General features: G+C 66.0%; 23 protein-coding genes. 9 read left to right on the top strand and 14 right to left on the bottom strand.

Going from position 1 to position 23,821, the window contains the following annotated elements; all coding sequences use genetic code 11:
* The first annotated feature begins 333 nt into the window (after positions 1 to 333).
* Complete coding sequence (locus SHTP_RS01460; RefSeq protein ID WP_096369555.1) at positions 334 to 1,194, top strand: HAD-IB family hydrolase; 861 nt, start codon at positions 334 to 336, stop codon at positions 1,192 to 1,194.
* 492 nt (positions 1,195 to 1,686) lie between these two features.
* On the opposite strand, the gene SHTP_RS01450 is transcribed toward SHTP_RS01460, so the two are convergent.
* Genes SHTP_RS01450 through SHTP_RS01430 form a run of 5 tightly spaced genes read right to left on the bottom strand, consistent with a single transcriptional unit; the run spans position 1,687 to position 7,536 of the window.
* Entirely contained in the window at positions 1,687 to 2,457 is a 771-nt protein-coding gene (locus SHTP_RS01450) for a hypothetical protein (protein WP_012396667.1), read from the bottom strand.
* Between the two features lie 11 nt (positions 2,458 to 2,468).
* Positions 2,469 to 4,124 carry a dipeptide ABC transporter ATP-binding protein gene (locus SHTP_RS01445; RefSeq protein WP_096372261.1) on the bottom strand — a complete coding sequence of 552 codons (1,656 nt, stop codon included), beginning with the start codon at positions 4,122 to 4,124 and terminating at the stop codon, positions 2,469 to 2,471.
* Positions 4,121 to 4,984 (bottom strand): ABC transporter permease, encoded by an 864-nt coding sequence (locus SHTP_RS01440; RefSeq protein ID WP_197706210.1) that lies wholly within the window; start codon positions 4,982 to 4,984, stop codon positions 4,121 to 4,123. Before SHTP_RS01440 ends, SHTP_RS01445 begins: the two co-directional genes overlap by 4 nt.
* Positions 4,977 to 5,903, bottom strand: coding sequence for an ABC transporter permease (locus SHTP_RS01435; RefSeq protein ID WP_012396670.1), 927 nt, complete (start codon positions 5,901 to 5,903; stop codon positions 4,977 to 4,979). The genes SHTP_RS01440 and SHTP_RS01435 overlap by 8 nt, the downstream gene beginning before the upstream one ends.
* 1 nt (position 5,904) lies before the next feature.
* Positions 5,905 to 7,536 carry a peptide ABC transporter substrate-binding protein gene (locus SHTP_RS01430; RefSeq protein WP_096372260.1) on the bottom strand — a complete coding sequence of 544 codons (1,632 nt, stop codon included), beginning with the start codon at positions 7,534 to 7,536 and terminating at the stop codon, positions 5,905 to 5,907.
* A 171-nt stretch (positions 7,537 to 7,707) separates the two neighbouring features.
* Between SHTP_RS01430 and acs the strand changes: the two genes are divergently transcribed.
* Complete coding sequence (gene acs, locus SHTP_RS01425) at positions 7,708 to 9,690, top strand: acetate--CoA ligase (protein ID WP_420866642.1); 1,983 nt, start codon at positions 7,708 to 7,710, stop codon at positions 9,688 to 9,690.
* Positions 9,691 to 9,698: 8 nt separating this feature from the next.
* On the opposite strand, the gene SHTP_RS01420 is transcribed toward acs, so the two are convergent.
* On the bottom strand, positions 9,699 to 10,397 hold the full coding sequence (locus tag SHTP_RS01420) for a chymotrypsin family serine protease (RefSeq protein ID WP_011741873.1): 699 nt from the start codon (positions 10,395 to 10,397) through the stop codon (positions 9,699 to 9,701).
* A 225-nt stretch (positions 10,398 to 10,622) separates the two neighbouring features.
* Here SHTP_RS01420 and SHTP_RS01415 point away from each other — a divergent pair, with 225 nt between their 5' ends.
* Together SHTP_RS01415 and SHTP_RS01410 are read left to right on the top strand one after the other, a co-directional pair.
* Positions 10,623 to 11,141: a phage holin family protein gene (locus tag SHTP_RS01415; RefSeq protein ID WP_011741874.1), complete on the top strand. Its 519-nt coding sequence runs from the start codon at positions 10,623 to 10,625 to the stop codon at positions 11,139 to 11,141.
* Positions 11,142 to 12,107 (top strand): alpha/beta fold hydrolase, encoded by a 966-nt coding sequence (locus SHTP_RS01410; RefSeq protein WP_015357497.1) that lies wholly within the window; start codon positions 11,142 to 11,144, stop codon positions 12,105 to 12,107. It begins immediately after the preceding gene.
* Here the strand turns inward: SHTP_RS01410 and marP are convergent.
* The 4 genes from marP to nth are packed head-to-tail and all read right to left on the bottom strand — an operon-like array spanning position 12,100 to position 15,458.
* Positions 12,100 to 13,293 carry an acid resistance serine protease MarP gene (marP, locus tag SHTP_RS01405; RefSeq protein ID WP_096372258.1) on the bottom strand — a complete coding sequence of 398 codons (1,194 nt, stop codon included), beginning with the start codon at positions 13,291 to 13,293 and terminating at the stop codon, positions 12,100 to 12,102. The genes SHTP_RS01410 and marP overlap by 8 nt on opposite strands.
* Positions 13,294 to 13,298: 5 nt before the next feature.
* Positions 13,299 to 14,096: an NUDIX hydrolase gene (locus tag SHTP_RS01400; protein WP_036451171.1), complete on the bottom strand. Its 798-nt coding sequence runs from the start codon at positions 14,094 to 14,096 to the stop codon at positions 13,299 to 13,301.
* A gap of 17 nt (positions 14,097 to 14,113) precedes the next feature.
* Positions 14,114 to 14,767: a TlpA family protein disulfide reductase gene (locus SHTP_RS01395; RefSeq protein ID WP_020785231.1), complete on the bottom strand. Its 654-nt coding sequence runs from the start codon at positions 14,765 to 14,767 to the stop codon at positions 14,114 to 14,116.
* Between the two features lie 10 nt (positions 14,768 to 14,777).
* On the bottom strand, positions 14,778 to 15,458 hold the full coding sequence (gene nth, locus SHTP_RS01390; protein ID WP_096369554.1) for an endonuclease III: 681 nt from the start codon (positions 15,456 to 15,458) through the stop codon (positions 14,778 to 14,780).
* 173 nt (positions 15,459 to 15,631) lie between these two features.
* Between nth and SHTP_RS01385 the strand changes: the two genes are divergently transcribed.
* Positions 15,632 to 16,000, top strand: coding sequence for a hypothetical protein (locus tag SHTP_RS01385; RefSeq protein WP_231991255.1), 369 nt, complete (start codon positions 15,632 to 15,634; stop codon positions 15,998 to 16,000).
* 98 nt (positions 16,001 to 16,098) lie between these two features.
* On the top strand, positions 16,099 to 16,773 hold the full coding sequence (gene crp, locus SHTP_RS01380; protein ID WP_096369553.1) for a cAMP-activated global transcriptional regulator CRP: 675 nt from the start codon (positions 16,099 to 16,101) through the stop codon (positions 16,771 to 16,773).
* Here the strand turns inward: crp and SHTP_RS01375 are convergent.
* From SHTP_RS01375 to SHTP_RS01365, 3 genes are read right to left on the bottom strand one after another with little or no spacing between them, the layout of a single operon-like run.
* Positions 16,770 to 17,576: an MBL fold metallo-hydrolase gene (locus SHTP_RS01375; RefSeq protein WP_011741881.1), complete on the bottom strand. Its 807-nt coding sequence runs from the start codon at positions 17,574 to 17,576 to the stop codon at positions 16,770 to 16,772. The two genes, crp and SHTP_RS01375, sit on opposite strands and share 4 nt — an antisense overlap.
* A 5-nt stretch (positions 17,577 to 17,581) precedes the next feature.
* Positions 17,582 to 18,037, bottom strand: a complete 456-nt coding sequence (locus SHTP_RS01370; RefSeq protein WP_096369552.1) for a RidA family protein — start codon at positions 18,035 to 18,037, stop codon at positions 17,582 to 17,584.
* A gap of 21 nt (positions 18,038 to 18,058) precedes the next feature.
* The gene (locus tag SHTP_RS01365) at positions 18,059 to 18,220 is read right to left on the bottom strand and encodes a Sp36 family protein (protein WP_012396683.1); all 162 of its coding nucleotides are present in this window, start codon (positions 18,218 to 18,220) and stop codon (positions 18,059 to 18,061) included.
* A 76-nt stretch (positions 18,221 to 18,296) separates the two neighbouring features.
* Between SHTP_RS01365 and bagA the strand changes: the two genes are divergently transcribed.
* Positions 18,297 to 19,319: an ATPase BagA gene (gene bagA / locus SHTP_RS01360; RefSeq protein WP_012396684.1), complete on the top strand. Its 1,023-nt coding sequence runs from the start codon at positions 18,297 to 18,299 to the stop codon at positions 19,317 to 19,319.
* Positions 19,316 to 20,476 carry an ATPase BagB gene (gene bagB / locus SHTP_RS01355; RefSeq protein ID WP_096369551.1) on the top strand — a complete coding sequence of 387 codons (1,161 nt, stop codon included), beginning with the start codon at positions 19,316 to 19,318 and terminating at the stop codon, positions 20,474 to 20,476. The genes bagA and bagB overlap by 4 nt, the downstream gene beginning before the upstream one ends.
* A 148-nt stretch (positions 20,477 to 20,624) precedes the next feature.
* On the opposite strand, the gene SHTP_RS01350 is transcribed toward bagB, so the two are convergent.
* Complete coding sequence (locus tag SHTP_RS01350; RefSeq protein ID WP_096369550.1) at positions 20,625 to 20,975, bottom strand: WhiB family transcriptional regulator; 351 nt, start codon at positions 20,973 to 20,975, stop codon at positions 20,625 to 20,627.
* A gap of 360 nt (positions 20,976 to 21,335) precedes the next feature.
* Between SHTP_RS01350 and ponA2 the strand changes: the two genes are divergently transcribed.
* Positions 21,336 to 23,747, top strand: a complete 2,412-nt coding sequence (gene ponA2 / locus SHTP_RS01345) for a transglycosylase/D,D-transpeptidase PonA2 (protein WP_096369549.1) — start codon at positions 21,336 to 21,338, stop codon at positions 23,745 to 23,747.
* Positions 23,748 to 23,821: the final 74 nt, after the last annotated feature.

Below are 23,821 nucleotides of genomic sequence, written 5' to 3'. Positions count from 1 at the left end.
AACTCCCCGGAGGGCGCCAAAACGGGTGCCGCAAGGCATTGGAGTGACGGAGGCGAAAATTTTTTACCCCACAAAAGGGACGACCCCCGCCAGGGGGGGAGGAGGCGGAGGTCGTCGTGCTTCAGCCCCGGGGGTCGGACTGATGCACCCTCGGCTCATGGCCGAGTAATGCTTACTATACACATGCCAGACTGGATTAACGCAAGTATCGGTGCAAATCGAAAAATACGGCTTGAGCCGTACAAATAAGGACAACACGTCGACAACATTCATTGTCAATCGCCGTCGCGGACGGCGCGATCACGGCTCGACAGACCGCACACCTATGCTGGTCTGGCGACCGTCTCCGACCCGGCCGCGCAGCAGCAAGACTCACCGCAGTCACCGAAAAAGCCTCCTGCGCGCGCCCGCACCGCGGCGTTTTTCGACCTGGACAAGACGATCATCGCCAAATCCAGCACGCTGGCGTTCAGCAAACCTTTCTTCGCGCAGGGCCTGATGAACCGACGAGCCGTGCTCAAATCCAGCTATGCGCAGTTCATCTTTCTGCTTTCCGGCGCCGACCATGACCAGATGGACCGGATGCGCACCCACATGACCAACATGTGCACCGGCTGGGACGCGGAACAGGTGAAGTCGATAGTCAACGAGACGCTGCACGACATCCTGACGCCGCTGGTGTTCGCCGAAGCCGCAGACCTCATAGCCGGCCACAAACTGTGTGGACGTGACGTCGTGGTGGTCTCCGCCTCCGGCGAGGAGATTGTGGGCCCGATCGCCCGCGCGTTGGGCGCCACCCACGCGATGGCGACCCGGATGGTCGTGGCGGACGGTAAGTACACCGGCGAGGTCGCCTTCTATTGCTACGGCGAAGGCAAGGTTCAGGCGATTCGCGAGCTGGCCGCCCGTGAGGGCTATCCGCTGGAACACTGCTACGCCTACTCCGACTCGATCACCGATCTGCCCATGCTCGAGGCCGTCGGCCACCCCTCGGTGGTCAACCCCGACCGCGGCTTGCGCAAGGAAGCCATGGAGCGGGGTTGGCCGGTGTTGTCCTTCTCTCGCCCAGTGTCTTTGCGTGATCGCATCCCGGCACCGTCGGGCGCCGCGATCGCCACTAGCGCCGCGGTCGGAATCAGCGCACTGGCCGCCGGAGCGGTCAGCTACCTGTTGCTGCGCCGCTTCGCTTTCTAGCACCGACGTCCCGGCGCCAACAACTACCTCTCGAGCAAACGTTTTGCGCGCCCGAAAAATAAGTCGTTGCAGAACTTTCATGAATTAGGCCTTGCTGCGCCCAGGCTCCGGTAGTAGAAATGGAGTCACGGCAGCCCGGTGAAGCCAAGGTCGAACCGGAAGAGAAGGTTCGTCCTCCCGACCCGGGCACCCAGCACGGCCCCCGGAACCCACGCGGAGTCATAGCCGCGATAATGTCAGAAGTGTTGCGGGCCTGCGTAATCGCGAAATTCAGATGGTACCGACGGCCCTTTGGGTGGGACTGCAGCCAGAAGGGTCGCAAAAGCGCCGAGGCCAACCCACGCAGCCCACAAATGCACGCTTGGTAACCGAGATCCGTGTTGGCGGGCGGCGACTCGAAAATCCTTTCGGTCGCCGCCCGCATTGCATTTCTGGAACAATTCCTATTTCGGTGCGATTGCGACGCAAATGCGGGGCGCCAGCTATCAACGGCTAGCTACGCGGCACCGAGTTTGCGATCGCCAGAGCCTCCTGCGCCCCGGCCTCCATCGCTCGGCAACACAGCACCAACCAGGCCGCCAGCCCGGCGGGCGTGCCCTCGGCGAATCGATCCGCGGCATCGCGGTAGCCAACGGGCTGTCGCATCCAACTCACCTCGGGCACCCCGAGTCCGTGCGGATCCAGTCCGGTCGCAATGGTCACCAGCCGCGACACCCCGCGGGCGACGACGCCGTCGGCGGTGCCAAACGGCCTCAGCGTCAACAGCTCTCCATGGGCGACCGCGGCGATAACGGGCGCCGACGCTCGCGTCGGTCGTGTCACCAGATCCGCAAGCAGTTCCAGACGAGGCCCGATGCCCGCGTCGGCGCGCGGGCGGCCCAACCCGCCGTCGGCCGCCAGGTCAGCGGCGGCCAGCATGTGCAGACGCGCCAGCGCCTGCAGCGGCGCCTTCTGCCACACGCCGACCAACGGCCCCGCGCCGCCTTCGAGCGCCTGCGCCACTCGCAGCGCGCCCCCGAAGACCGGATCGTTGACAACGGGGTCACCGGCGGACGCGTCCACCAAATCTTCCAGTCGCGTGGGGCCACCGTCGAGCACCGAGGAGGCGCGGGCCCCGCGCAGCGCGGCCTCGGCAGCGGTCACCGGCCAGCCACGCAGGTTGGCCCGATGCCGGTGCGCCTGCCCCAGCGCCTCGCGGGCGCGGTCGCTGGCGTCACCGACGCCGGGGAGCTCCATCAGCGCGGCCAGCGGGTCAGCAGTCACAGCATGTCAACCTAGCGGGGAGCCACCGGGCCACCTGGAATGGCCTCCAGCAGGCGCTGCGTGTACTGCGCGCCGGGCCGGGTGAACACTTCCTCCGTCGGGGCATGTTCCACCACCTGACCGGCGCGCATGACCAGGACGTCGTCGGAGATTTGCCGCACGACCGCCAGATCATGGCTGATGAACAGGTGCGCCAGGCCCAGGTCCGCCTGCAATTCGGCCAGCAGATCCAGAATCTGGGCCTGCACCAGCACATCGAGCGCCGAGACCGCCTCATCGCACACCAGCACGTCGGGGCGCAGCGCGAGCGCTCGGGCGATCGCCACGCGTTGCCGCTGGCCACCCGACAGCTCCCGGGGCAGCCGACCCAACACCGACGACGGCAGCGCCACCTGGTCGACGAGCTCGGCCACCATCTGCCGGCGCTGCGCACGGTCGCCGACGCGGTGGATGCGCAGCGGTTCCTCGATGGCGCGAAACACCGAGTACATCGGATCCAGGCTGCTGTACGGGTTCTGGAACACCGGCTGTATCCGGCGCCGAAAGGCCAGCTGCGCGTCGCGATCCAACTTGTCCGGCTGGATTCGGGCTCCGTCGAAGGACACCGTGCCCGAGGTCGGTTGCAGCAGACCCAGCACCATGCGCGCGACCGTTGATTTACCCGATCCCGACTCGCCCACGATGGCCAAGGTGCTCGCCCGCCGCAATCGGAACGACACGCTATCGACGGCCCGAAACTCGCCGCGCCGCCAGGGCGCGCCCCGGGACTCCCGATAGATCTTGGTCAATTCCGAGACGCTCAGGATGTCGCCGCAACCACCGGCGGGCTGGTCCGCCCCGCCAGGAACCGGGCCCCTCGCCGGCGCTCGGCGCGGGTCACGCACCGTCAACGACGGTGCGGCGGCCACCAGTCGCTTGGTGTATTCGTGCTGCGGACTGCGCAGAATGTCGCTTGCGGTACCGGCTTCCACCACCACGCCGTGATGGACAACCAGCACCGACTCGGCCCGTTCAGCCGCCAGCGCCAGGTCGTGGGTGATCAGCAGCAGCGCGGTGCCGAGCTCGTCGGTTCGGCGCTGCAAATGGTCGAGCACCTGACGCTGCACGATGACGTCCAGTGCCGACGTCGGCTCGTCAGCGATGAGCAAAGCGGGCCGGCCGGCCAGCCCGATGGCGATCAAGGCGCGCTGGCACATGCCGCCGGACAGTTGATGTGGGTAGCGCTGGGCGTGCTTGTCCGGGTCCGGCATCCCGGCCTGGGCCAGCAGCTCTACCGTGCGCCGTCGCGCGTCGCGCCCATCGGTGTTGGCCCGCAATGCCTCCCGGATCTGAAAGCCGACCTTCCAAACCGGGTTGAGATTGGTCATCGGGTCCTGGGGAACGTAGCCGATCTCGCGGCCCCGAATGGTGCGCATCACGCGCCGGTCCGCCGAGGTGATGTCACGTCCGTCGAAAATGATGCGGCCAGCGGTAATTCGGCCACCGGGGGCCAGCAGCCCCAGGATGGCCGCGGCCGCGGTGGACTTACCGGATCCCGACTCTCCCACCACCGCAACGGTTTGCCCGCGATAAACGCTCAGATCCATGCCGGCAACCACGGGTTCGTCGGTGCCGAACCGGACCTGCAGGCCGTGCACCGACAACAGCGGGGCCGCCGCGGTGCTCATGCCCGCCACGCCCGTGATGCCGGATCCAGGGCGTCGCGTAACGCGTCACCCATCATCATGAAGGCCAGCACGGTCACCGCCAGCGCACCGGCGGGATAGAACAGGATGGGCGAGCCGGCCCGCAGTCGCATCTGCGCCACGTTGATGTCGCCACCCCAGGACACCACCGTCGGCGGCAGACCCACCCCGAGGTATGACAGCGTGGCTTCGGTGACGATGAAGATGCCCAGGGCCACCGTGGCTACCGCGATCACCGGCCCGATCGCGTTGGGCAGCGCGTGGCGCAACAGGATCTGAAACCGGCTCATACCCAATGCTTTGGCGGCCAGAACGAAGTCGCTGCCGCGCACCTCGAGCACCGAACTGCGGGCGATCCGGGCTATCTGCGGCCAACCGAACAACGCCAGGATGGCGATCACGGTCCACACCGTGCGGTGATGCATCACCTGCATGAGCACGATCGCGGCCAGCAGCAGAGGCAGACCGAAGAAGATATCGGTGATGCGCGAAACCACGGCGTCCAGCCAGCCTCCGTAGTAGCCGGCCAGGGCCCCCAACGTCACGCCGGCAATGAACGCGGCCGCCGTCGCACCCAGTCCCACCACGACCGAGGCGCGGGCTCCGTAGACGGTGCGTGCGTAGATGTCATGGCCCTGCAGGTCGGTGCCGAACCAATGCGCCGTAGAGGGGCTCAACATGCTCTGGCTGGGATCGGCGTAGCTGGGGTCGATCCCGGTGAACAGGGACGGAAACGCGGCGACGAAGAGAATGAACACGATCAGGACGGCCGCGATGACGAACTTGGGCCGCCGCCGCAAGCCGCCGAGGATATCGAACCAAAAGCCCCCGAGCTCAGCCATATCTGATCCGTGGGTCCAGCGCCGCGTAGAGCAGATCCACCAGCAGATTGGTGAGCAGATAAACCATGACAAGCACCGTCACGATCGACACCACCGTCGGCGCCTCCTGCCGGGTGACCGCCTGATACAGCACCCCGCCGACACCGTGGATGTTGAAAATGCCTTCGGTCACCACCGCGCCGCCCATCAGCGCGCCCAAATCCGCGCCCAGAAACGTCACCACCGGGATCAGTGAGTTGCGCAGAATGTGCACCGTCACCACCCGGGGCCGCGACAACCCCTTGGCCGTCGCGGTGCGGACGTAGTCGGCATGGGCGTTGGCGGCCACCGCGGACCGCGTCAGCCGCACCACGTAGGCGAATGACACCGCGCCCAACACCATCCCGGGTAACAGCAACCGGTCCAAAGTCGTCCTGGCCCCGACCGTGACCGGCGCCAGCCCCAGTCGCACACCGAAGAGGTATTGCGCCAGGAAGCCCAGCACGAAGATCGGCACCGCGATGATGATCAGCCCGGTAAGCAGCACCGTGGCGTCGAAGATGCCGCCTTGGCGCAATCCGGCGATCACCCCGAAGCCGATCCCCAGCACGGCCTCGACCGCGAGCGCGATCAAGGCCAGCCGAATGGTCACCGGGAATGCATGCGCCAGAACAGCACTGACCGGCAGCCCGGAATATGCGCGGCCCAGGTCGCCGTGCAGGACACCACCCAGGTAGTGGGCATACTGCACCAGAAATGGGTCGTCGAGGTGATAGCGCGCGCGCAGCTGCTGCGCCACCGCGGGCGTCAACGGCCGATCGCCGGCGATGGCCGCCAACGGATCCCCGGGCAGCAGGAACACCATGCCGTAGATCAGCAGTGTCGCGCCGAGAAACACCGGCACCATCGCCAAGATCCGGCGAGCTACGTACCAAACCATGTCAGGCCTTGACGAGGTTCTCGTAGTCGGGCAGACCGTTCCACGTCACCTGCACATTGCTGACCTCGGTGGACCACCCGACAACGGCGATGTAGTCCCACAGCGGGATCGTTGGCATGTCGTGAAACACGATTCGCTGCGCGACGTTGGCCAGCCGATCGGCCTCCTGAAGGGTGGGCGCGGCCGCGGCAGCCGCCAGGGCGTCGTCAAACTCCTGGTTGGAATAGCCGACATCATTGGATCCCGCACCGGTTCCGTACAGCGGAGCCAGGAACTCGATCATCGAGGGAAAGTCGCCCTGCCACCCCGCGCGAAATGCGGTGTCGATGGTTCGGTTGGTGATCTGGGTGCGCAAACCCGCGAAGGTGGGCTGCGGCGCACCCATCGCCTCGATTCCCAGCACATTCTTGATGCTGTTGGCCACCGCGTCCACCCATTCCTGATGGCCGCTGTCGGCGTTGTAGGCGATGGCGTAGCTGCCGCTCCACGGTGAGATCGCGTTGGCCTGCGCCCAAAGTTGCCGCGCCCGCTGCGGGTTGAAGTCCAGGGCCTCGTTACCCGGAATGTGGGGGTCGAATCCGGGCAGTGACCGGGCCGTGAAATCGCGCGCGGCGCTGCGGGTTCCGTTGAAGATCTGCTGGCAGATCTGGGGCCGGTCGATGGCCGCCGACAGCGCCAACCTGCGCAACCGCCCCTCCTCCCCACCAAAATGTGCCAACCGCAACGGGGTATCCAGGGTCTGATTTATCGCGGCAGGGCCGCTGGTGGCGTTGTCCCCGAGGTCGCGCCCATAGACGGTGAGCGCGCTGGACGGAATCGTGTCCAGGACATCGAGATTGCCGGACAACAGATCGGAGTAGGCGGTTTCGAGGTTGGCGTAGAACTCGAAGCGCAGACCTTTGTTGCGGGGTTTGCGATTGCCCCGGTAATCCGGATTGGGCACCAGGTCGATCTTGACGTTGTGTTCCCACGCCGGTTCCTCGCCGCCACTGTCCAGCCGGTATGGGCCGTTGCCGATCGGGTTGCGGCCAAACGCGGCCATGTCCTTGAAGGCGGCCTCGGGCAGTGGATAGAACGAGCTATGTCCCAGGCTCAACATGAAATCGATGGTCGGCGCGCGCAGCCGCACGGTGAACTCCCGGTTGTTGACCACATGCAATCCCGACATCGTGGTCGGCTTTCCTTCCCCCGGCTCACCGGCCACCTCCTCGTATCCCTCGATCGGGCTGAAGAAGTGTTGTTGCAGTTGTGCATTCGTGCTCAGCGCCCCATAGTTCCAGGCGTCGACAAATGAATGCGCGGTTACCGGTGAGCCGTCGGTGAATCTCCAGCCGGGTTTGAGAAGGATCCGGTAGTTGACGTTGTCGGTGGTGTCGATCGACTGCGCCACCTCCAGCGACGGCTTGCCCTTGGCGTCATAGGACACCAGGCCGGCGAACAGGCGGTCGATGATGCGACCGCCGTAGCTGTCGTTGGTGCCGGTCGGGATCAGGGGGTTCGGCGGCTCCCCACCGTTGACCAGCACCAGATCGGGGCTGAGCACGCCGCCGCCGCAGGCCGCCACCGGTGAGACCGCCAGCAACACGGCGACGACTGCCAGGGTGGCCCGCATCCGCCGCATGACAGCGACCATACTGGCCCCCGCGGCGCCGCCGAGTAGAGCGCCGGGCACCCGGCTCAGTGTCATCGGTGCCGTCCTGATGGCGATCGGCGCGTTGGCGATATCGCGGCGACGTTCCCCCCAGGCCATCAGTGGCATTTACATCCTGGCGAGTTAGGCTCACGCCGAGCGAAGAAGAGCTCGATGAAGCTCAACATAGGAGACACGCCAGTGACCGCCACCAGTGCTGAAGAACCGTCGTCCTACCCTCCCCCGGCCGAATTCATCGAGCAGGCGAACGCCCGCGCCGAGTTGTACCGCGAGGCCGAAGAGGACCGGCTCGCATTCTGGGCCAAACAGGCCGACCGGTTGTCCTGGGCCACCCCATTCGGTGAGGTGTTGGACTGGTCGGATGCGCCGTTCGCCAATTGGTTTGTCGGCGGCAAACTCAACGTCGCTTACAACTGCGTGGATCGCCATGTCGAGGCCGGCAACGGGGATCGCGTCGCGATCCACTGGGTGGGCGAGCCGATCGAGGACAGCCGCACGCTGACCTACGCCGATCTGCAGGCCGAAGTATCCAAGGCGGCCAACGCGCTGACCGGCCTCGGCCTGGTGGCCGGCGACCGGGTCGCCATCTATCTGCCGTTGATCCCCGAGGCCGTGATCGCGATGCTGGCCTGCGCGCGGCTGGGAATCATGCACAGCGTGGTCTTTGGCGGTTTTACCGCCAACGCTCTGCACGCCCGGATCGTCGACGCCCAGGCCAAGCTGCTGATCACCAACGACGGGCAGTTCCGTCGCGGCCATCCGGCTCCGCTCAAGGACGCGGCCGACGAGGCGGTCAGTCAGCCGGACAGCCCCGTCGAGCATGTCCTGGTGGTGCGGCGCACCGGAATCGACGTGTCCTGGAACGACGAACGCGACCTGTGGTGGCATGACGTCGTCGACTCGGCGTCACCCGAACACACACCGGAGCCCTTCGACGCCGAGCAGCCCTTGTTTCTGCTGTACACCTCGGGGACCACGGGCAAGCCCAAGGGCATCGTGCACACCAGCGGCGGCTACCTCACCCAGTGCTGTTACACGGTGCACACCATCTTCGACGTCAAGCCCGAGACCGACGTGTTCTGGTGCACCGCCGACATCGGCTGGGTCACCGGCCACACCTATGGCGTGTACGGTCCGCTGGCCAACGGCATCACCGAGGTCCTCTACGAGGGCACACCCAATACGCCCGACGAACACCGTCACTTCCAGATCATCGAAAAATACGGTGTCACAATCTATTACACCGTCCCGACGCTGATTCGCACCTTCATGAAATGGGGCCGCGCGATCCCGGACGCGCATGACCTGTCCAGCCTGCGGCTGCTGGGCTCGGTCGGCGAACCGATCAACCCCGAGGCCTGGCGCTGGTACCGCGACGTCGTCGGCGCCGGACACACGCCGATTGTGGACACCTGGTGGCAGACCGAGACCGGCTCGGCGATGATCTCACCGCTGCCCGGGATCGCGGCGGCCAAACCCGGGTCGGCGATGACTCCGCTGCCCGGCATTTCGGCCAAGGTGGTCGACGATCATGGCGATCCGCTGGCGCCGGAGACCGATGAGGGCACGCACGTCACCGGCTACCTGGTCCTGGACCAGCCATGGCCATCGATGCTGCGCGGCATCTGGGGCGACCCCGCGCGATTCCACTACGCCTACTGGTCGAAGTTCGAGGACAAGGGCTACTACTTCGCCGGGGACGGGGCCCGCCTCGACTCCGACGGGGCGATCTGGGTGCTGGGCCGTATCGATGACGTGATGAACGTGTCCGGGCACCGCATCTCCACCGCGGAGGTGGAATCGGCACTCGTCGGTCACCCGGGTGTGGCTGAGGCGGCGGTCGTCGGGGTGGTCGACGACACCACCACGCAGGCCATCTGCGCGTTCGTCGTGCTACGCGGCAACTACGAGCAGCACGACGGGACCAGCGAGGAGTTGCGCGCCGAGGTGGCCGAGGCGATCTCGCCCATCGCCCGCCCACGGGAGGTCCACGTGGTGCCGGAGCTGCCCAAGACCCGCAGCGGCAAGATCATGCGGCGGCTGCTGCGTGACATCGCCGAAAAGCGCGAACTCGGCGACACCTCGACACTGCTCGATCCCACGGTGTTCGACGCGATTCGCAACGCCGCCAAATAGCTGAGGCCTCAGCCCGGTACTGAGACGAACCCCGATCCGGGCCGGTTCTTGGCCGCGATGTCGTCCAGGTCGGCGTTCATCGACATCACCACGGCGGGGGTGTGCAGCGGGATGTATTTGGTGATGCAGGTGGGCAGGCTGTCACTAAACGCGCCATGAATCATCCCGACCAGCATGTTGTTGACCGTCACCGGCGCCCCGGAGTCGCCGGGGCCGCCACAGACCTGCATCAGGATGGTTCCGGGATCCTGGCCCGGCCCCCAGGTCACCCCGCAGGAGTTGCCCGTAGTGCGGCCCTGCTTGCACGCGATCTGCCCGAAGGTGGGGTCCGGGCCGATGCCGTTGATCGCAAAGTCGTTGAAGTTGGCCACCGGTGTCACCTTGGCCGGATCGAACTTGATCACCGCATAGTCAAGGCTGTCGTTGCCGGCAACCATGGTGCCCACCACGCCCTTGTCTTCGGCCCCTTCGGCGGCGACCGGGGCGCCGGGACCCCCGCAGTGCGCGGAGCTGAAACCGATGAGATCGCCGTTCTTGTCGTGCCCGATGGTGGTCAGGGTGCACAAAGTGCCCCCGTTGACGACGATGCCGGCACCGCCACCCAACGGAACCTTGTCGTCGGCAGCCGCAGCGTTGGCGGGCCCGAACACAAGGGCCAAGAGCACGGTCACGATCGCCGACGAAATGCGGCGGTGTGCCGTCTGCAAAGTGGTACTCCCGTCGGCTGGTCAAACATCAGAACAGATGCGCCAGTGTAGATGATCGCGGGACCTGCCCCGTTGCTGTTGGAATGGTGCGCAAGCGTCAATTAACCGGCTTGATCCGGCCCCGTCCCGCGCGGTGATCGACTCGCCTCGTACGGCACCGAAGCGCATGGCAACATAATCCGCGACGACCGCCAAACCGCGGCCGTCAAATCGAGAGGACCGTCTGTGAGCAAACCTGATCGCAAGAACGGCGTGCCCAGCACGCTGACCACGATTCCGTTGGCGGACCCGCATGCGATGCCGGCTGAGCCGTCGATCGGCGACCTGATCAAAGACGCGACAACTCAGATGTCGACGCTGGTGCGGGCCGAGGTGGAACTGGCGCGCGCCGAGATCACGCGTGATGTCAAGAAGGGCCTGACGGGCAGCGTTTTCTTCATTGCCGCCCTGGTGGTGCTGTTCTACTCCACCTTTTTCTTGTTCTTTTTCCTCGCCGAGCTGCTCGACACCTGGCTATGGCGTTGGGTGGCGTTTCTCATTGTGTTCGGCCTCATGGTTTTGACCACTGGCATGCTCGCCTTGCTGGGTTTCTTGAAAGTCCGCCGGATCCGAGGACCACGACAAACCATCGAGTCGGTCAAGGAGACCCGCACCGCGCTGATCCCGGGCCACGACAAGTCCACCGCGGTCGAACCCTCCGCCCCCGCGCCCGGCAAGCCGGTCACTGATCCTTCGGGTTGGTAAATGCCCGCACCAGATCCGTCGATCACCCGCATCGACGGGCCATGGCGCCATCTGGACATCCACGCCAACGGCATCCGGTTTCATGTGGTCGAGGCCGTCCCGGCCGGCCAGCGCGATAACGCACCGAGCACCACCCAGCCCCTGGTGATGCTGTTGCACGGGTTCGGGTCGTTCTGGTGGTCCTGGCGTCATCAGCTGCGCGGGCTCACCGGTGCCCGGGTGGTCGCCGTCGACCTGCGCGGTTACGGCGGCAGCGACAAACCGCCCCGCGGCTATGACGGCTGGACCCTGGCCGGCGATACGGCCGGACTGATCCGTGCGCTCGGACATTCCTCGGCCACCCTGGTCGGCCACGCTGACGGCGGGCTGGCTTGCTGGACCACCGCGCTACTGCATCCCCGATTGGTGCGTGCCATCGCGTTGATCAGCTCACCGCACCCGGCCGCGCTGCGGCGATCCACCCTGACCAGGCGCGATCAGGGGCGCGCGCTGTTGCCGACGTTGTTGCGCTACCAGGTGCCGCTGTGGCCCGAACGTTTGCTGACCCGGGATAACGCCGAGGAAATCGAACGGCTGATCCGCAGCCGCACCAGCGCCAAATGGGCGGCCTCGGAAGATTTCTCGCAGAGCATCGGCTATCTGCGGCGGGCCATCCAGATCCCGGCCGCCGCGCACTGCGCACTGGAGTACCAGCGCTGGGCGGTGCGCAGCCAGCTACGCGGGGAAGGCCACCGATTCATGCGCTCCATGAATCAACGCCCCGGCGTCCCCATCTTGCACCTACGCGGCGACGCCGATCCCTACGTCCTGGCCGCCCCGGTGGAGCGCACCCAACGTTATGCACCGCACGGACGCTACGTGTCGGTCGCCGGCGTGGGCCATTACAGCCATGAGGAAGCGCCCGAAGAGATCAACCGGCACCTGATGCGGTTTTTCGAGCAGACCCGCGACGCGCGGCTCAGCTGACGCAGGATCCGGTGGCGACGCGCTCGGTAGCGCCGATCCTGGCCAGCTGACTGGCCACCTCGCCGGAGGTGAGGACAAACCCGGTGTCCGGGTCGTCGACCGCCGCGCCGAACACCACGCCAAGCACTTGGCCGTTGAGATCAATCAGCGGCCCGCCCGAATCACCTTGCTCCACGTTGGCCCTGATGGTGTAGACGTCGCGGGTCACCGGCTGCAGGTTGCGGTAGATGTCGGGGCCGCTGAGTCGGATGGCCTCGCGAATCCTGGCCGGAGTCGCGGTGAAATTCCCGCCGCCGGGATAACCCAGCACCACCACGTTGGTACCGGTTGGCGCTTCCCGCTCGGCGAAGATCAGTGGTGGCGGCGGCAAACCCGGCACGGCCAGGATCGCGATGTCCACCGAGGGGTCATAGGAGACCACCGTGGCATCCAGCGGCTTGCCGCTGGCAAACACCTGCACACTGTTGGCCCCCGCCACCACGTGGGCATTGGTCATCACCCGGTCCGGCGCGATCACGAAGCCGCTGCCTTCGAGCACCTTCTGGCAACTCGGCGCCAGGCTGCGGATCTTGAGCACGCTTGGCGCGGTGGCCTCGACCACCGGATTTCGCGCCAGCGCCGGATCTGGCGAGGCGACCGGAATGACCGGGGTGCGACTGAACGGCTCCAAGACGGCCGGCAGACCCGACGTGTTCAGCAACCCCGAGAGTCGCTTGGGCACCGTCTTGAGCCAGGTGGGCGCCACCTCGTTGACCTGAGCCAGTACCCGCGAACCACGAACCGCCGCCGCCAGCTCCGGTTGATCCTTGGACTGTGTCAATGGCGTCGCCAACAACCACGCCGCGGTCAGCACCACAACGAGCTGCACTCCGACCCCGATGACGGAGTCGATCACTCGAATCGGCCGGTTACGGATCGCGCCGCGGACGGCCCGTCCCAGCACCACGCCGGCGACCTCGCCGACCACCACCAGCCCCAAGATCAGGAACAGCGCGGCGAAAAGTTTGGCCCGCGGGGCGTTGATGTGGCTGACGATATGGGGCGCCAGCAACACACCCGCGATCGCACCCAGCAGCACACCGGCGAAGGACAGCATCGAGCCCAGCGCGCCGGAGCGCCAGCCGGAGACAGCGGCGATGAAGGCGACCGCCAAGACGGCGATGTCCAGCCACTGTGACGGGGTCATCGAGTTCATCGCAGCCCACCCTGCTCGCCGACCAGCGCCATCGCGTCATCCAGCTCACGCAGGTCGCTGGTATCCCAGGGCTCCGACCACCCCGCAACATCAAGCACTGCCGAAATCACCTGGCCAGTGAATCCCCAAACCAGCATTTGATTCAGCAGAAACGCCGGTCCGGCCCAGCGCCGGCTCAACGTACGCCGGTACACCATCAGCCGGTTGGCCGGATTGATGAAGGCTCGGACCGGAACTCGCGCCACGATCGCCGTTTCGGCCTCGTTGATGACGTTCACCGGACCGGGATCGGCCGAGTAGGCCAGGACCGGAACGACGTGGAAGCGCGAGGGCGCAATGAAGGTCCGCTCCATGGTGACCAGGGGATGAAGCCTGCTGACGTCGAGCCCGGTTTCTTCGTGGGCCTCACGCAAGGCGGTGGCAACCGGCCCGTCGTCGCCGGGATCGGACGCACCTCCGGGAAAGGCCGCCTGACCGGCATGGTGGCGCAACGTCGACGCTCGCACCGTCAGCAGCAGGTCGGCATCGGTGGGCACCCGGCCGTCGGCCGACTCCGGACCCGAGAACAGCACCAGAACCGCGGCATCGCGCTCGTCGCGACGCAACGATGCGGTCGAGCTGGCTGCGGTCACCATCGCCAACACGTCGGCCGGCAGCCGCCGCCGAACCGCATCGGGCACCCGATCGATGTTGTCGACCAGTGGGCGCAGCCAGGACGGACCGACCTCGGGAGTCAGGGCAACGGTCGCGTTCACCGGTGCCTCCTTGTCGGGCTGGTCGGGCCGGTCGGGCAAGTTAGGCCAAGCGCTCGTCACGCCGGGTTTCCGACCGCAGCCGCAATCTCGTCGGCGCTGCCGAAAGCTCGCGGCAGGGTTTGGGCCACGCTACCGTCCGGCCGCAGGAGCACAGTCGCGGGCATCACATTCGCGACCCCCAGCGCGGCCGCCACCTTGCGGCGGCCATCTTGCAGGGTCGGCAACCGAACGCCGAGGTCGGCCAATTCCACCAGTGCGGCGGCTTCATTCTCGTCCTGGTGAACGGTCAGCACGGTCACCTCGGATCCAACGCGTCGTTGGTACTCGGCCAACGCCGGCAATTCGGCCGTGCACTCCGCGCACCAATACGCCCACAGATTGAGCAGCACCCGGCGGCCGGCCACGGCGGAGGCGACATCGACGGGCGCACCGTTGGCCGCACATTCCACCACCACGCCCTGCAACCGGGCCGGGCCGGGACCAGCGCCGCCGGCCGGACAGGGCGGCAGGTTCGAGCGCCGTCGTGGCCCGGCCAGGGCAGCCGGCGTGTCAGCATCACGATGTTCGCGCGCGACCGGCGCACCGGTGTGCCCCGCCGGCCCGGAACCCTCTCGCAGCTGGGCGGCCAACGCGATTATCAGCGCGACCACTACCGCCAGCACCGCAATGGTCCAGCGAGCCCCAGGTGTCAGCCGCGTCAGCTCCGGCACTAGCGCGCGGTCACAGCCCGGCCATGGCCAGTAGGTGCTCGGTCTCCGGACCCTGCACGAGTGGTGCGGCGAGCAGCGGCTCCGTGGGACCGAGCCCATAGGAGGGGCAATCCTTGGCCAGCACGCACACGCCGCACGCCGGTTTGCGAGCGTGGCAGACGCGGCGGCCGTGGAAGATCACCCGGTGGCTCAACAGCGTCCACTCCTTGCGCTCGATCAGCTCGCCGACCGCGTGTTCCACCTTGACCGGGTCTTCTTCGGCGGTCCAGCGCCACCGTCGCGCCAGTCGGCCGAAGTGAGTGTCCACGGTGATCCCGGGAACGTCGAAGGCATTGCCCAAGATGACGTTGGCCGTCTTGCGCCCGACCCCGGGCAGCGTCACCAGCTCCTCCATGGTGGCCGGGACCTGGCCGTCGAACCGCTCGACGAGAGCTTGCCCGAGGCCGATGAGAGAGTTCGCCTTGTTACGATAGAAACCAGTGGGGCGGATGAGGTTTTCCAATTCGGGGCGATCGGCCTGGGCGTAATCCAGCGCCGTCTGGTATTTCACGAACAAGTCCGGCGTCGTCAAATTCACCCGCTTGTCCGTGCTCTGCGCCGAAAGAATCGTGGCCACCGCCAACTCCAGCGGCGAGGTGAAGTCCAGCTCGCAGTACACGTGGGGAAACGCTTGTGCCAGTTTGCGATTCATCCGACGCGCCCGCCGCACCAAGGCTGTCCGGGTCTCTTCGGACCAGCGCTTGGGTAGCTTGGGGGTGGACGCATTCGCGGTGGGCTTGGACCCCCCAGACACCTTTGCCACGCTCACCTACGACAGAGTACTGATTTCGTGATCTCGCTGAGACCTGGTGTTGATTCGAAGCCGTGTTTACTCCCCTTGTGTCATGGTTGCTGGTCGCGGGTATTCCGGCGTTGCTGATTCTGACGACGCTCGGTCTGGGTCGGCTGGAGGTAGCGCTGTCCGACGACACCGTGAGCGCTTCCGACGTCGCCGAGTTTCTCGACCACGCTCGGGCCGTCGACGTACGCACGTTGGCCCGCGAGGGGATGCCCGAAGCATTGGAATATCTGCATCGACGCCAAGCGCTGGCTCTCAGCGACGCCTCGGCGCCAAGGGCCCTGACCGGGAAGCATCACGCCGTACCTGGGGTGGAAGGCGCGTTCAACCACCTGCACGCCCAGTTGCGGACCAATCCGCAGTTTACGTCGACCCGACACGTGAATCGTGTGTAGCGTTGGCACGTCGTACTGATTGGCATAACCTTTAGACTCGGCAACGGTCAACAGATTGGCCCGCCCATATCACTTCGTTGGAAAGCTGAAGAGGCAACGTGGACGAGATCCTGGCAAGGGCAGGAATCTTCCAAGGGGTTGAACCCGGCGCAGTCGCAGCATTAACCAAACAACTGCAGCCCGTTGACTTCCCCCGCGGACACACGGTTTTCGCTGAAGGTGAGCCCGGTGATCGGCTGTACATCATCGTCGCCGGCAAAGTGAAAATCGGACGTAGGTCGCCGGACGGCAGGGAGAACCTGCTGACCATTATGGGACCGTCCGACATGTTCGGTGAGCTGTCGATCTTCGACCCCGGACCTCGGACCTCCAGCGCGACCACAATCACCGAGGTGCGGGCGGTGTCAATGGACCGCGACGCGCTGCGGGTATGGATCGCCGATCGGCCGGAGATCGCCGAGCAGCTGCTGCGGGTTCTGGCCCGCCGGCTGCGCCGGACCAGCAACAACCTGGCCGACCTCATCTTCACCGACGTGCCCGGCCGGGTGGCCAAGCAGCTGTTGCAGCTCGCGCAGCGCTTCGGCACCCAAGAGGGCGGCGCCATGCGGGTCACCCACGACTTGACTCAGGAGGAGATCGCCCAGCTGGTGGGCGCTTCCCGGGAAACGGTCAACAAGGCGCTGGCCGACTTCGCACATCGGGGCTGGATCCGCCTGGAGGGCAAGAGCGTGCTCATCTCGGACTCCGAACGGCTGGCCCGCCGAGCCCGCTAGGACTGGCTCCCGGCTTGGTGCAGATGGTTCAGCTGCACCTGAACCGACCACTCGGCGGCATCCCAGAGCTTCTCGTCGACGTCGACGTAGACGTGTTCGACGATCTGGCGAGCGCTGGCTTGCTCGCCGAGTTCCCGTAGCGCCGAGCGAACCTGCTCGAGCCGCTCCTGGCGGTGCGCCAGGTATCCCTGCGCGACGATCCGAATGTCGGCCAGGTCCGGCCCATGGCCGGGCAGGACCATGCGCGGCCCCAGACCGCGGAGCCGATGCAGCGATTCCAGGTATTCGGACAGGCTGCCGTCCTGCTTGTCCAGGACGGTCGTCCCCCGCCCCAACACGCTGTCGGCGGTGAGCACGGCATCCTCGAGCACGAACGACAGCGAGTCCGCGGTGTGTCCCGGGGTGGCCAACACGGTGATTTTCAGCCCGCCGGCATCGATGACCTCGCCGTCGCTCAACGCCACCGGGTCACCGCGCAGGAACTGGGGATCGGCGGCGCGCACGGGCGCACCGGTGCGCTCGAACAGCTTGTCGATGCCGTCGGTGTGATCGCCATGGCGGTGACTGATCAGCACCAGCGCGATGCGGCCCAGCGCGGCGATTCGGGCAATGTGCTCGTCGTCGGCCGGGCCGGGATCGACGACAACCAGTTCGTCACTGCGTGGGCCGCGGAGCACCCAGGTGTTGGTGCCCTCCAGGGTCAGCAGACCCGGGTTATCGGCAACCAGGACCGAGGCAAGGTCGGTGACCGGCCGTAACCGGCCGTATGCAGGATGCGTCAGCGACCCGGCTGTCTCGGACACGGCGGCTAGCCGACCTCCACGATCAGCTCGACCTCCACCGGGGCGTCCAACGGCAACTCCGCGACACCGACCGCCGAACGCGTGTGCACGCCCTTGTCGCCAAACACCTCGGCAAGCAGATCCGAGGCACCGTTGATGACGTTGGGCTGACCGTGAAAGCCCGGCGCGGAGGCGACGAACCCGACGACCTTGACCACCCGGGTCACCGAATCGATGTCCACCAGGGAGTTCACCGCGGCCAGCGCGTTGAGCGCGCAGACACGCGCCAGCGCCTTACCTTCCTCCGGTGTGACGTTGGCGCCAACCTTGCCGGTGCCGAGGAGCTTTCCGGCTTCCAAGGGCAGCTGCCCCGCGGTGTAGATGAGATTGCCGGTTCGTACCGCGGGGACGTAGGCCGCCAGCGGCGCCGCCACCTGCGGAAGCGTGATACCCAGTTCGGCGAGCCGGGATGTAGCGTTCATCAGAATCAAGACCCTTTACTTCTACTTCGGACGCTTCAGGTAGGCGACGTGCTGCTCACCGGTTGGGCCGGGCAGCACCGCCACCAGCTCCCAGCCATCGGCTCCCCATTGATCGAGGATCTGTTTTGTGGCGTGCGTGAGCAGCGGAACCGTCGCGTACTCCCATGTGGTGGATTGGGTCATAGCGCGAGCTTATCGGTCGAACTTGAAAACCTTCGGCCAGGCCGGTTCCCATACGGGCCGGTAGGGCTAGCATGCGATGGTGGCAAACACATCTAGCGGCAGCGGTTCCGTCGGGTGGCCATCGCGCTTGTCGAAGGCCCGCTTGCACTTTGTAACCGGCAAGGGCGGCACCGGAAAGTCCACGATCGCGGCGGCTCTCGCACTTACCCTAGCAGCGGGGGGCCGCAAGGTCCTTCTCGTCGAAGTCGAAGGGCGCCAAGGCATTGCGCAGCTCTTCGACGTTCCGCCGCTGCCATACCAAGAAGTCAAGATCGCGACCGCCGAACGTGGCGGTCAGGTCAATGCACTGGCGATTGACATCGAGGCCGCCTTCCTGGAGTACCTCGAGATGTTCTACAACCTGGGCATCGCGGGCCGGGCAATGCGCCGGATCGGTGCCATCGAATTCGCCACCACGATCGCACCCGGCCTGCGTGACGTGCTACTCACCGGAAAGATCAAAGAGACGGTGGTCCGCGTCGACAAAAACAGGCTGCCGGTCTATGACGCGATCGTTGTCGATTCGCCCCCGACCGGCCGGATCGCGCGCTTCCTCGACGTCACCAAGGCCGTCTCCGACCTGGCCAAGGGCGGGCCGGTGCATTCGCAGGCCGAGGGCGTGGTGAACCTGCTGCACTCCGACCAGACCGCCATCCATTTGGTGACCCTGCTGGAAGCGCTGCCCGTGCAGGAGACGCTGGAAGCCATCGAAGAACTGGCCGAGATGGAATTGCCGATCGGCAGCGTGATCGTGAACCGAAATATTCCGGCCTATCTGGATCCCGGGGACCTCGCCAAGGCCGCCGAGGGAGACGTTGACGCGGACTCGGTGCGGTCCGGGCTGGCAATGGCCGGAATTGAGCTCGCGGATGCCGATTTCGCCGGGCTGCTGACCGAAACCATCGAACACGCGACCCGAATCACCGCGCGTGCCGAGACGGCGCAGCAACTCGACGCCCTGCAAGTGGCGCGACTGGAACTACCGACAATCTCCGATGGAGTCGACTTGGGCAGCTTGTACGAGCTTTCGGAATCACTTGCACAGCAGGGGGTTCGATGAGTAGCGTGCCGAAAACTCTTGACATGGCGGCCATCTTGGCCGACACCGCCAACCGTGTGGTGGTGTGCTGCGGGGCCGGAGGCGTCGGCAAGACCACCACCGCTGCGGCGATCGCGTTGCGAGCGGCCGAATATGGCCGCACCGTGGTCGTCCTGACCATCGACCCCGCCAAGCGACTGGCACAGGCGCTGGGCGTCAATGATCTCGGCAACGTGCCCCAACGAGTGCCGTTGGCCCCCGAGGTCTCCGGTGAGCTGCACGCGATGATGCTCGACATGCGCCGAACGTTCGACGAAATGGTGATCCAGTACTCCGGATCCGAACGGGCACAATCGATTCTGGATAACCAGTTCTATCAAACCGTCGCTACGTCCCTTGCCGGCACGCAGGAATACATGGCAATGGAAAAGCTGGGACAGCTGCTGGCCCAGGACCGGTGGGACCTGGTGGTGGTGGACACCCCGCCGTCGCGCAATGCTCTTGATTTCCTGGATGCACCCAAGCGCCTGGGCAGCTTCATGGACAGCCGCCTGTGGCGGCTACTGCTCGCTCCCGGCCGAGGCATTGGCCGCTTGTTGACGGGCGTGATGGGCCTGGCCATGAAGGCCATGTCGACGGTGCTCGGTTCGAGGATGCTCGGCGATGCGGCCGATTTTGTGCAGTCACTGGATGCGACCTTTGGCGGCTTTCGGGAGAAGGCCGACCGGACCTACGCCCTGCTGAAGCGCCGCGGCACCCAGTTTGTGGTGGTGTCGGCGGCCGAACCCGACGCGCTGCGCGAGGCGTCGTTCTTTGTGGACCGACTCTCGGAAGAAAGCATGCCGCTGGCCGGACTGGTGTTGAACCGCACCCATCCGACCCTGTGCGGGCTGCCGGTCGAACGGGCCATCGACGCAACCGAAACTTTGGACGAGGAGCACGCCGATTCGGAGACGGCCGCGCTGACGGCGGCGGTGCTGCGCATCCACGCCGACCGGGCACAGACAGCCAAGCGCGAGATTCGGTTGCTGTCCCGATTCACCGGGGCCAATCCGCATGTGCCGATCATCGGCGTGCCGTCGCTGCCATTCGACGTTTCCGACTTGGACGCCCTGCGCGCACTCGCCGATCAGATCACCGCCGCCGGCAATGGCGGGGGCGCTACGCCAGCCCGTTAGGACCGACCGCGACGGTCGGGCCAATTGGGCACAAGCCAGTTCCTATTGGGCACAAGACAATTAGAGTGCATCCAACCGGCGCGTGTAACAAAAAAGTAATCAGGAAGGGACTGCCCGCCGTTGCGCTGACCCCCCGGTCACGTGCGCTCTATCCGACGCTGCGGCGCTTGCGCTTCTCGAAGTAGTCCGACCACGAGACCACCTCGGGATGCTGCTTGAGCAGCACCCGGCGTTGCCGCTCGGTCATGCCGCCCCAGACGCCGAACTCGACCTTGTTGTCGAGCGCGTCGGCGCCGCATTCCTGCATCACCGGACAGTGCCGGCAAATCACCGCGGCCTTGCGCTGTGCGACACCACGAACAAAGAGTTCGTCCGGGTCGGTAGCCCGGCAGAGCGCCTTTGATACCCAGTTGATCCGTTCTTCAGCCTCGCCAGTGCTCAGTAGGTTCTGAGCCGACGTTAGGTTTGCCCTTCCATCAACAGGACGAATTCCCGACACGAGCTGATCCCTTCCTCCCAGCCGCTTACGCGACCGCCCACCTCGGGTACCAGCCGATGTTGCGACGAACGACACACTGTCCACATCGGTGTTACCTGAATCTCACTGCGTATGTAAGTTAGGTGGTCAGCTGGCAATTGCGCAACAGTCCGATAACGGATTTTTTGGGACGATCGTCCCGAGTTGTGCCAATCGGCCGGGGGAAACAGTCCGCCTTGGTCCCCGTTTTTGCCCCTGACCTGTGACGCGAGCGCAAATATTGGCTCTCCACCCGGCGACACGCCGGCCCACCTCGGGCAAAAAGTTTTTTTCGATCGCGCGGCGCGGAGGCGTGACAAGGGGGCCGCTACTGTAGTACGCATGTCCGAGCGTCCCCCGGCCGCACTCACCCTGCTCAAGCTCTCAGGGTTCTGTCTGCTCGCCAGCATCGTCGCCGCGGCGCTGATGTTTCCCTTTGCCGGCGGCATCGGTCTGATGTCCAACCGGGCCTCCGAAGTAGTGGCCAACGGGTCGGCGCAGCTGCTGCAGGGCGAAGTCCCCGCGGTATCGACCATGGTCGACGCGAAGGGCAACACGATCGCGTGGCTGTATTCGCAACGCCGCTTCGAGGTCCCCAGCGACAAGATCGCCAACACCATGAAGCTGGCGATCGTCTCGATCGAGGACAAGCGCTTCGCCGAACACAACGGCGTCGACTGGAAAGGCACCCTGACCGGGTTGGCCGGCTACGCCTCGGGCGACCTCGACACCCGGGGTGGGTCCACGATCGAGCAGCAGTACATCAAGAACTACCAGTTGTTGGTGACGGCCCAGACCGACGCCGAGAAGCGGGCGGCCGTCGAAACCACCCCGGCGCGCAAGCTGCGCGAGATCCGCATGGCCCTCACCCTCGACAAGACCTTCACCAAGCCCGAGATCCTGACCCGCTACCTGAATCTGGTGTCCTTCGGGAACAACTCATTCGGCGTGCAGGACGCAGCCCAGACCTACTTCGGCATCAACGCTTCGGAGCTGAACTGGCAGCAATCCGCGCTGCTGGCGGGCATGGTGCAGTCCACCAGCACGCTCAATCCCTACACCAACCCCGACGGTGCGCTGGCACGGCGCAACCTGGTCCTCGACACCATGATCCAAAACATCCCGTCGGAGGCCGACGCACTGCGCGCCGCCAAGGCCGAGCCGCTGGGGATCCTGCCGCAACCCAATGAGCTGCCCCGGGGCTGCATCGCCGCGGGCGATCGCGCCTTCTTCTGCGATTACGTCCAGGAGTACCTATCGCGCGCCGGAATCAGTAAGGAACAGCTGGCCAGGGGCGGCTACCTGATCCGCACCACGCTGGACCCCGACGTCCAGGTCCCGGTCAAGGCGGCCATCGACAAGTTCGCCAGCCCGACCCTGCCCGGCATCTCCAGCGTGATGAACGTCATCAAGCCTGGCAAGGAGTCTCACCAGGTGCTCGCGATGGCCAGCAACCGTAAGTACGGCCTGGACATCAACGCCGGCGAAACCATGCGACCGCAGCCGTTCTCCCTGGTCGGCGATGGCGCCGGGTCGATCTTCAAGATCTTCACCACGGCCGCCGCCCTGGACATGGGCATGGGCATCAATGCCCAACTCGACGTACCGGGCCGGTTCCAGGGCAAGGGCATGGGCAGCGGTGGGGCCAAGGGCTGCCCCAAGGACACCTGGTGCGTGATCAACGCCGGTAACTACCGAGGTTCCATGAGCGTGACCGACGCGCTGGCCACCTCGCCCAACACCGCCTTCGCCAAGCTAATCTCGCAGGTCGGTGTGTCGCGCACCGTGGACATGGCCATCAAGCTCGGACTGCGCTCCTACGCCAATCCCGGCACCGCCCGCGACTACAACCCGGACAGCAACGAGAGTCTGGCCGACTTCGTCAAGCGCCAGAACATCGGTTCCTTCACCCTGGGCCCGATCGAGGTCAACGCGCTGGAACTGTCCAACGTCGCGGCCACCTTGGCCTCGGGTGGCGTGTGGTGCCCACCCAACCCGGTCGACAAGCTGATCGACCGCAACGGCAACGAGGTTGCCGTCACCACCGAAACATGTGACCAGGTGGTGCCCGAGGGCCTGGCCAACACGCTGGCCAACGCGATGAGCAAGGACGCGGTGGGCGGCGGCACGGCGTCGGGTTCGGCCGGCGCGGCCGGCTGGAGCCTGCCGGTGTCCGGTAAGACCGGCACCACCGAGGCCCACCGGTCGGCCGGATTCGTCGGCTTCACCAACCGGTACGCGGCCGCGAACTACATCTACGACGACTCGACCAATCCGACGGATCTGTGTTCGGGGCCGCTGCGCCATTGCGGCAACGGCGACCTGTACGGCGGCAAAGAGCCGGCCCGTACCTGGTTCACCGCGCTGAAGCCGATCGCCACCGACTTCGGCGAGGTGCAGCTGCCGCCCACCGATCCGCGCTATGTGGACGGCGCGCCCGGCTCTCGGGTACCCAGCGTGGCGGGTCTGGACGTGGACCAGGCACGCCAGCGCCTCAAGGACGCGGGATTCCAGGTCGCCGATCAACCCAACGCGGTCAACAGCAGCGCCCGATACGGCGAGGTGGTCGGCACCTCCCCGAGCGGCCAGACCATCCCCGGGTCGATCATCACGATCCAAATCAGCAACGGCATCCCGCCGGCACCGCCGCCGCCGCCGGAAGGTGAACCGCCGCCCCCGGTCGGGTCGCAGGTCGTGGAGATTCCCGGCTTGCCGCCGATCACGATTCCGCTGCTGGCACCGCCGCCTCCCTAAGGGCCTCCCGAGGGCCTCCCCGGGGGATCTGGTGGCGGCACGAGCGAGCAGTCGGCAACCGGCAGTATCCTGCC

This window comes from Mycobacterium ulcerans subsp. shinshuense, assembly GCF_002355775.1.
Taxonomy (GTDB): Bacteria; Actinomycetota; Actinomycetes; order Mycobacteriales; family Mycobacteriaceae; genus Mycobacterium; species Mycobacterium marinum.
This window is presented reverse-complemented; position numbering and strand designations above follow the sequence as displayed.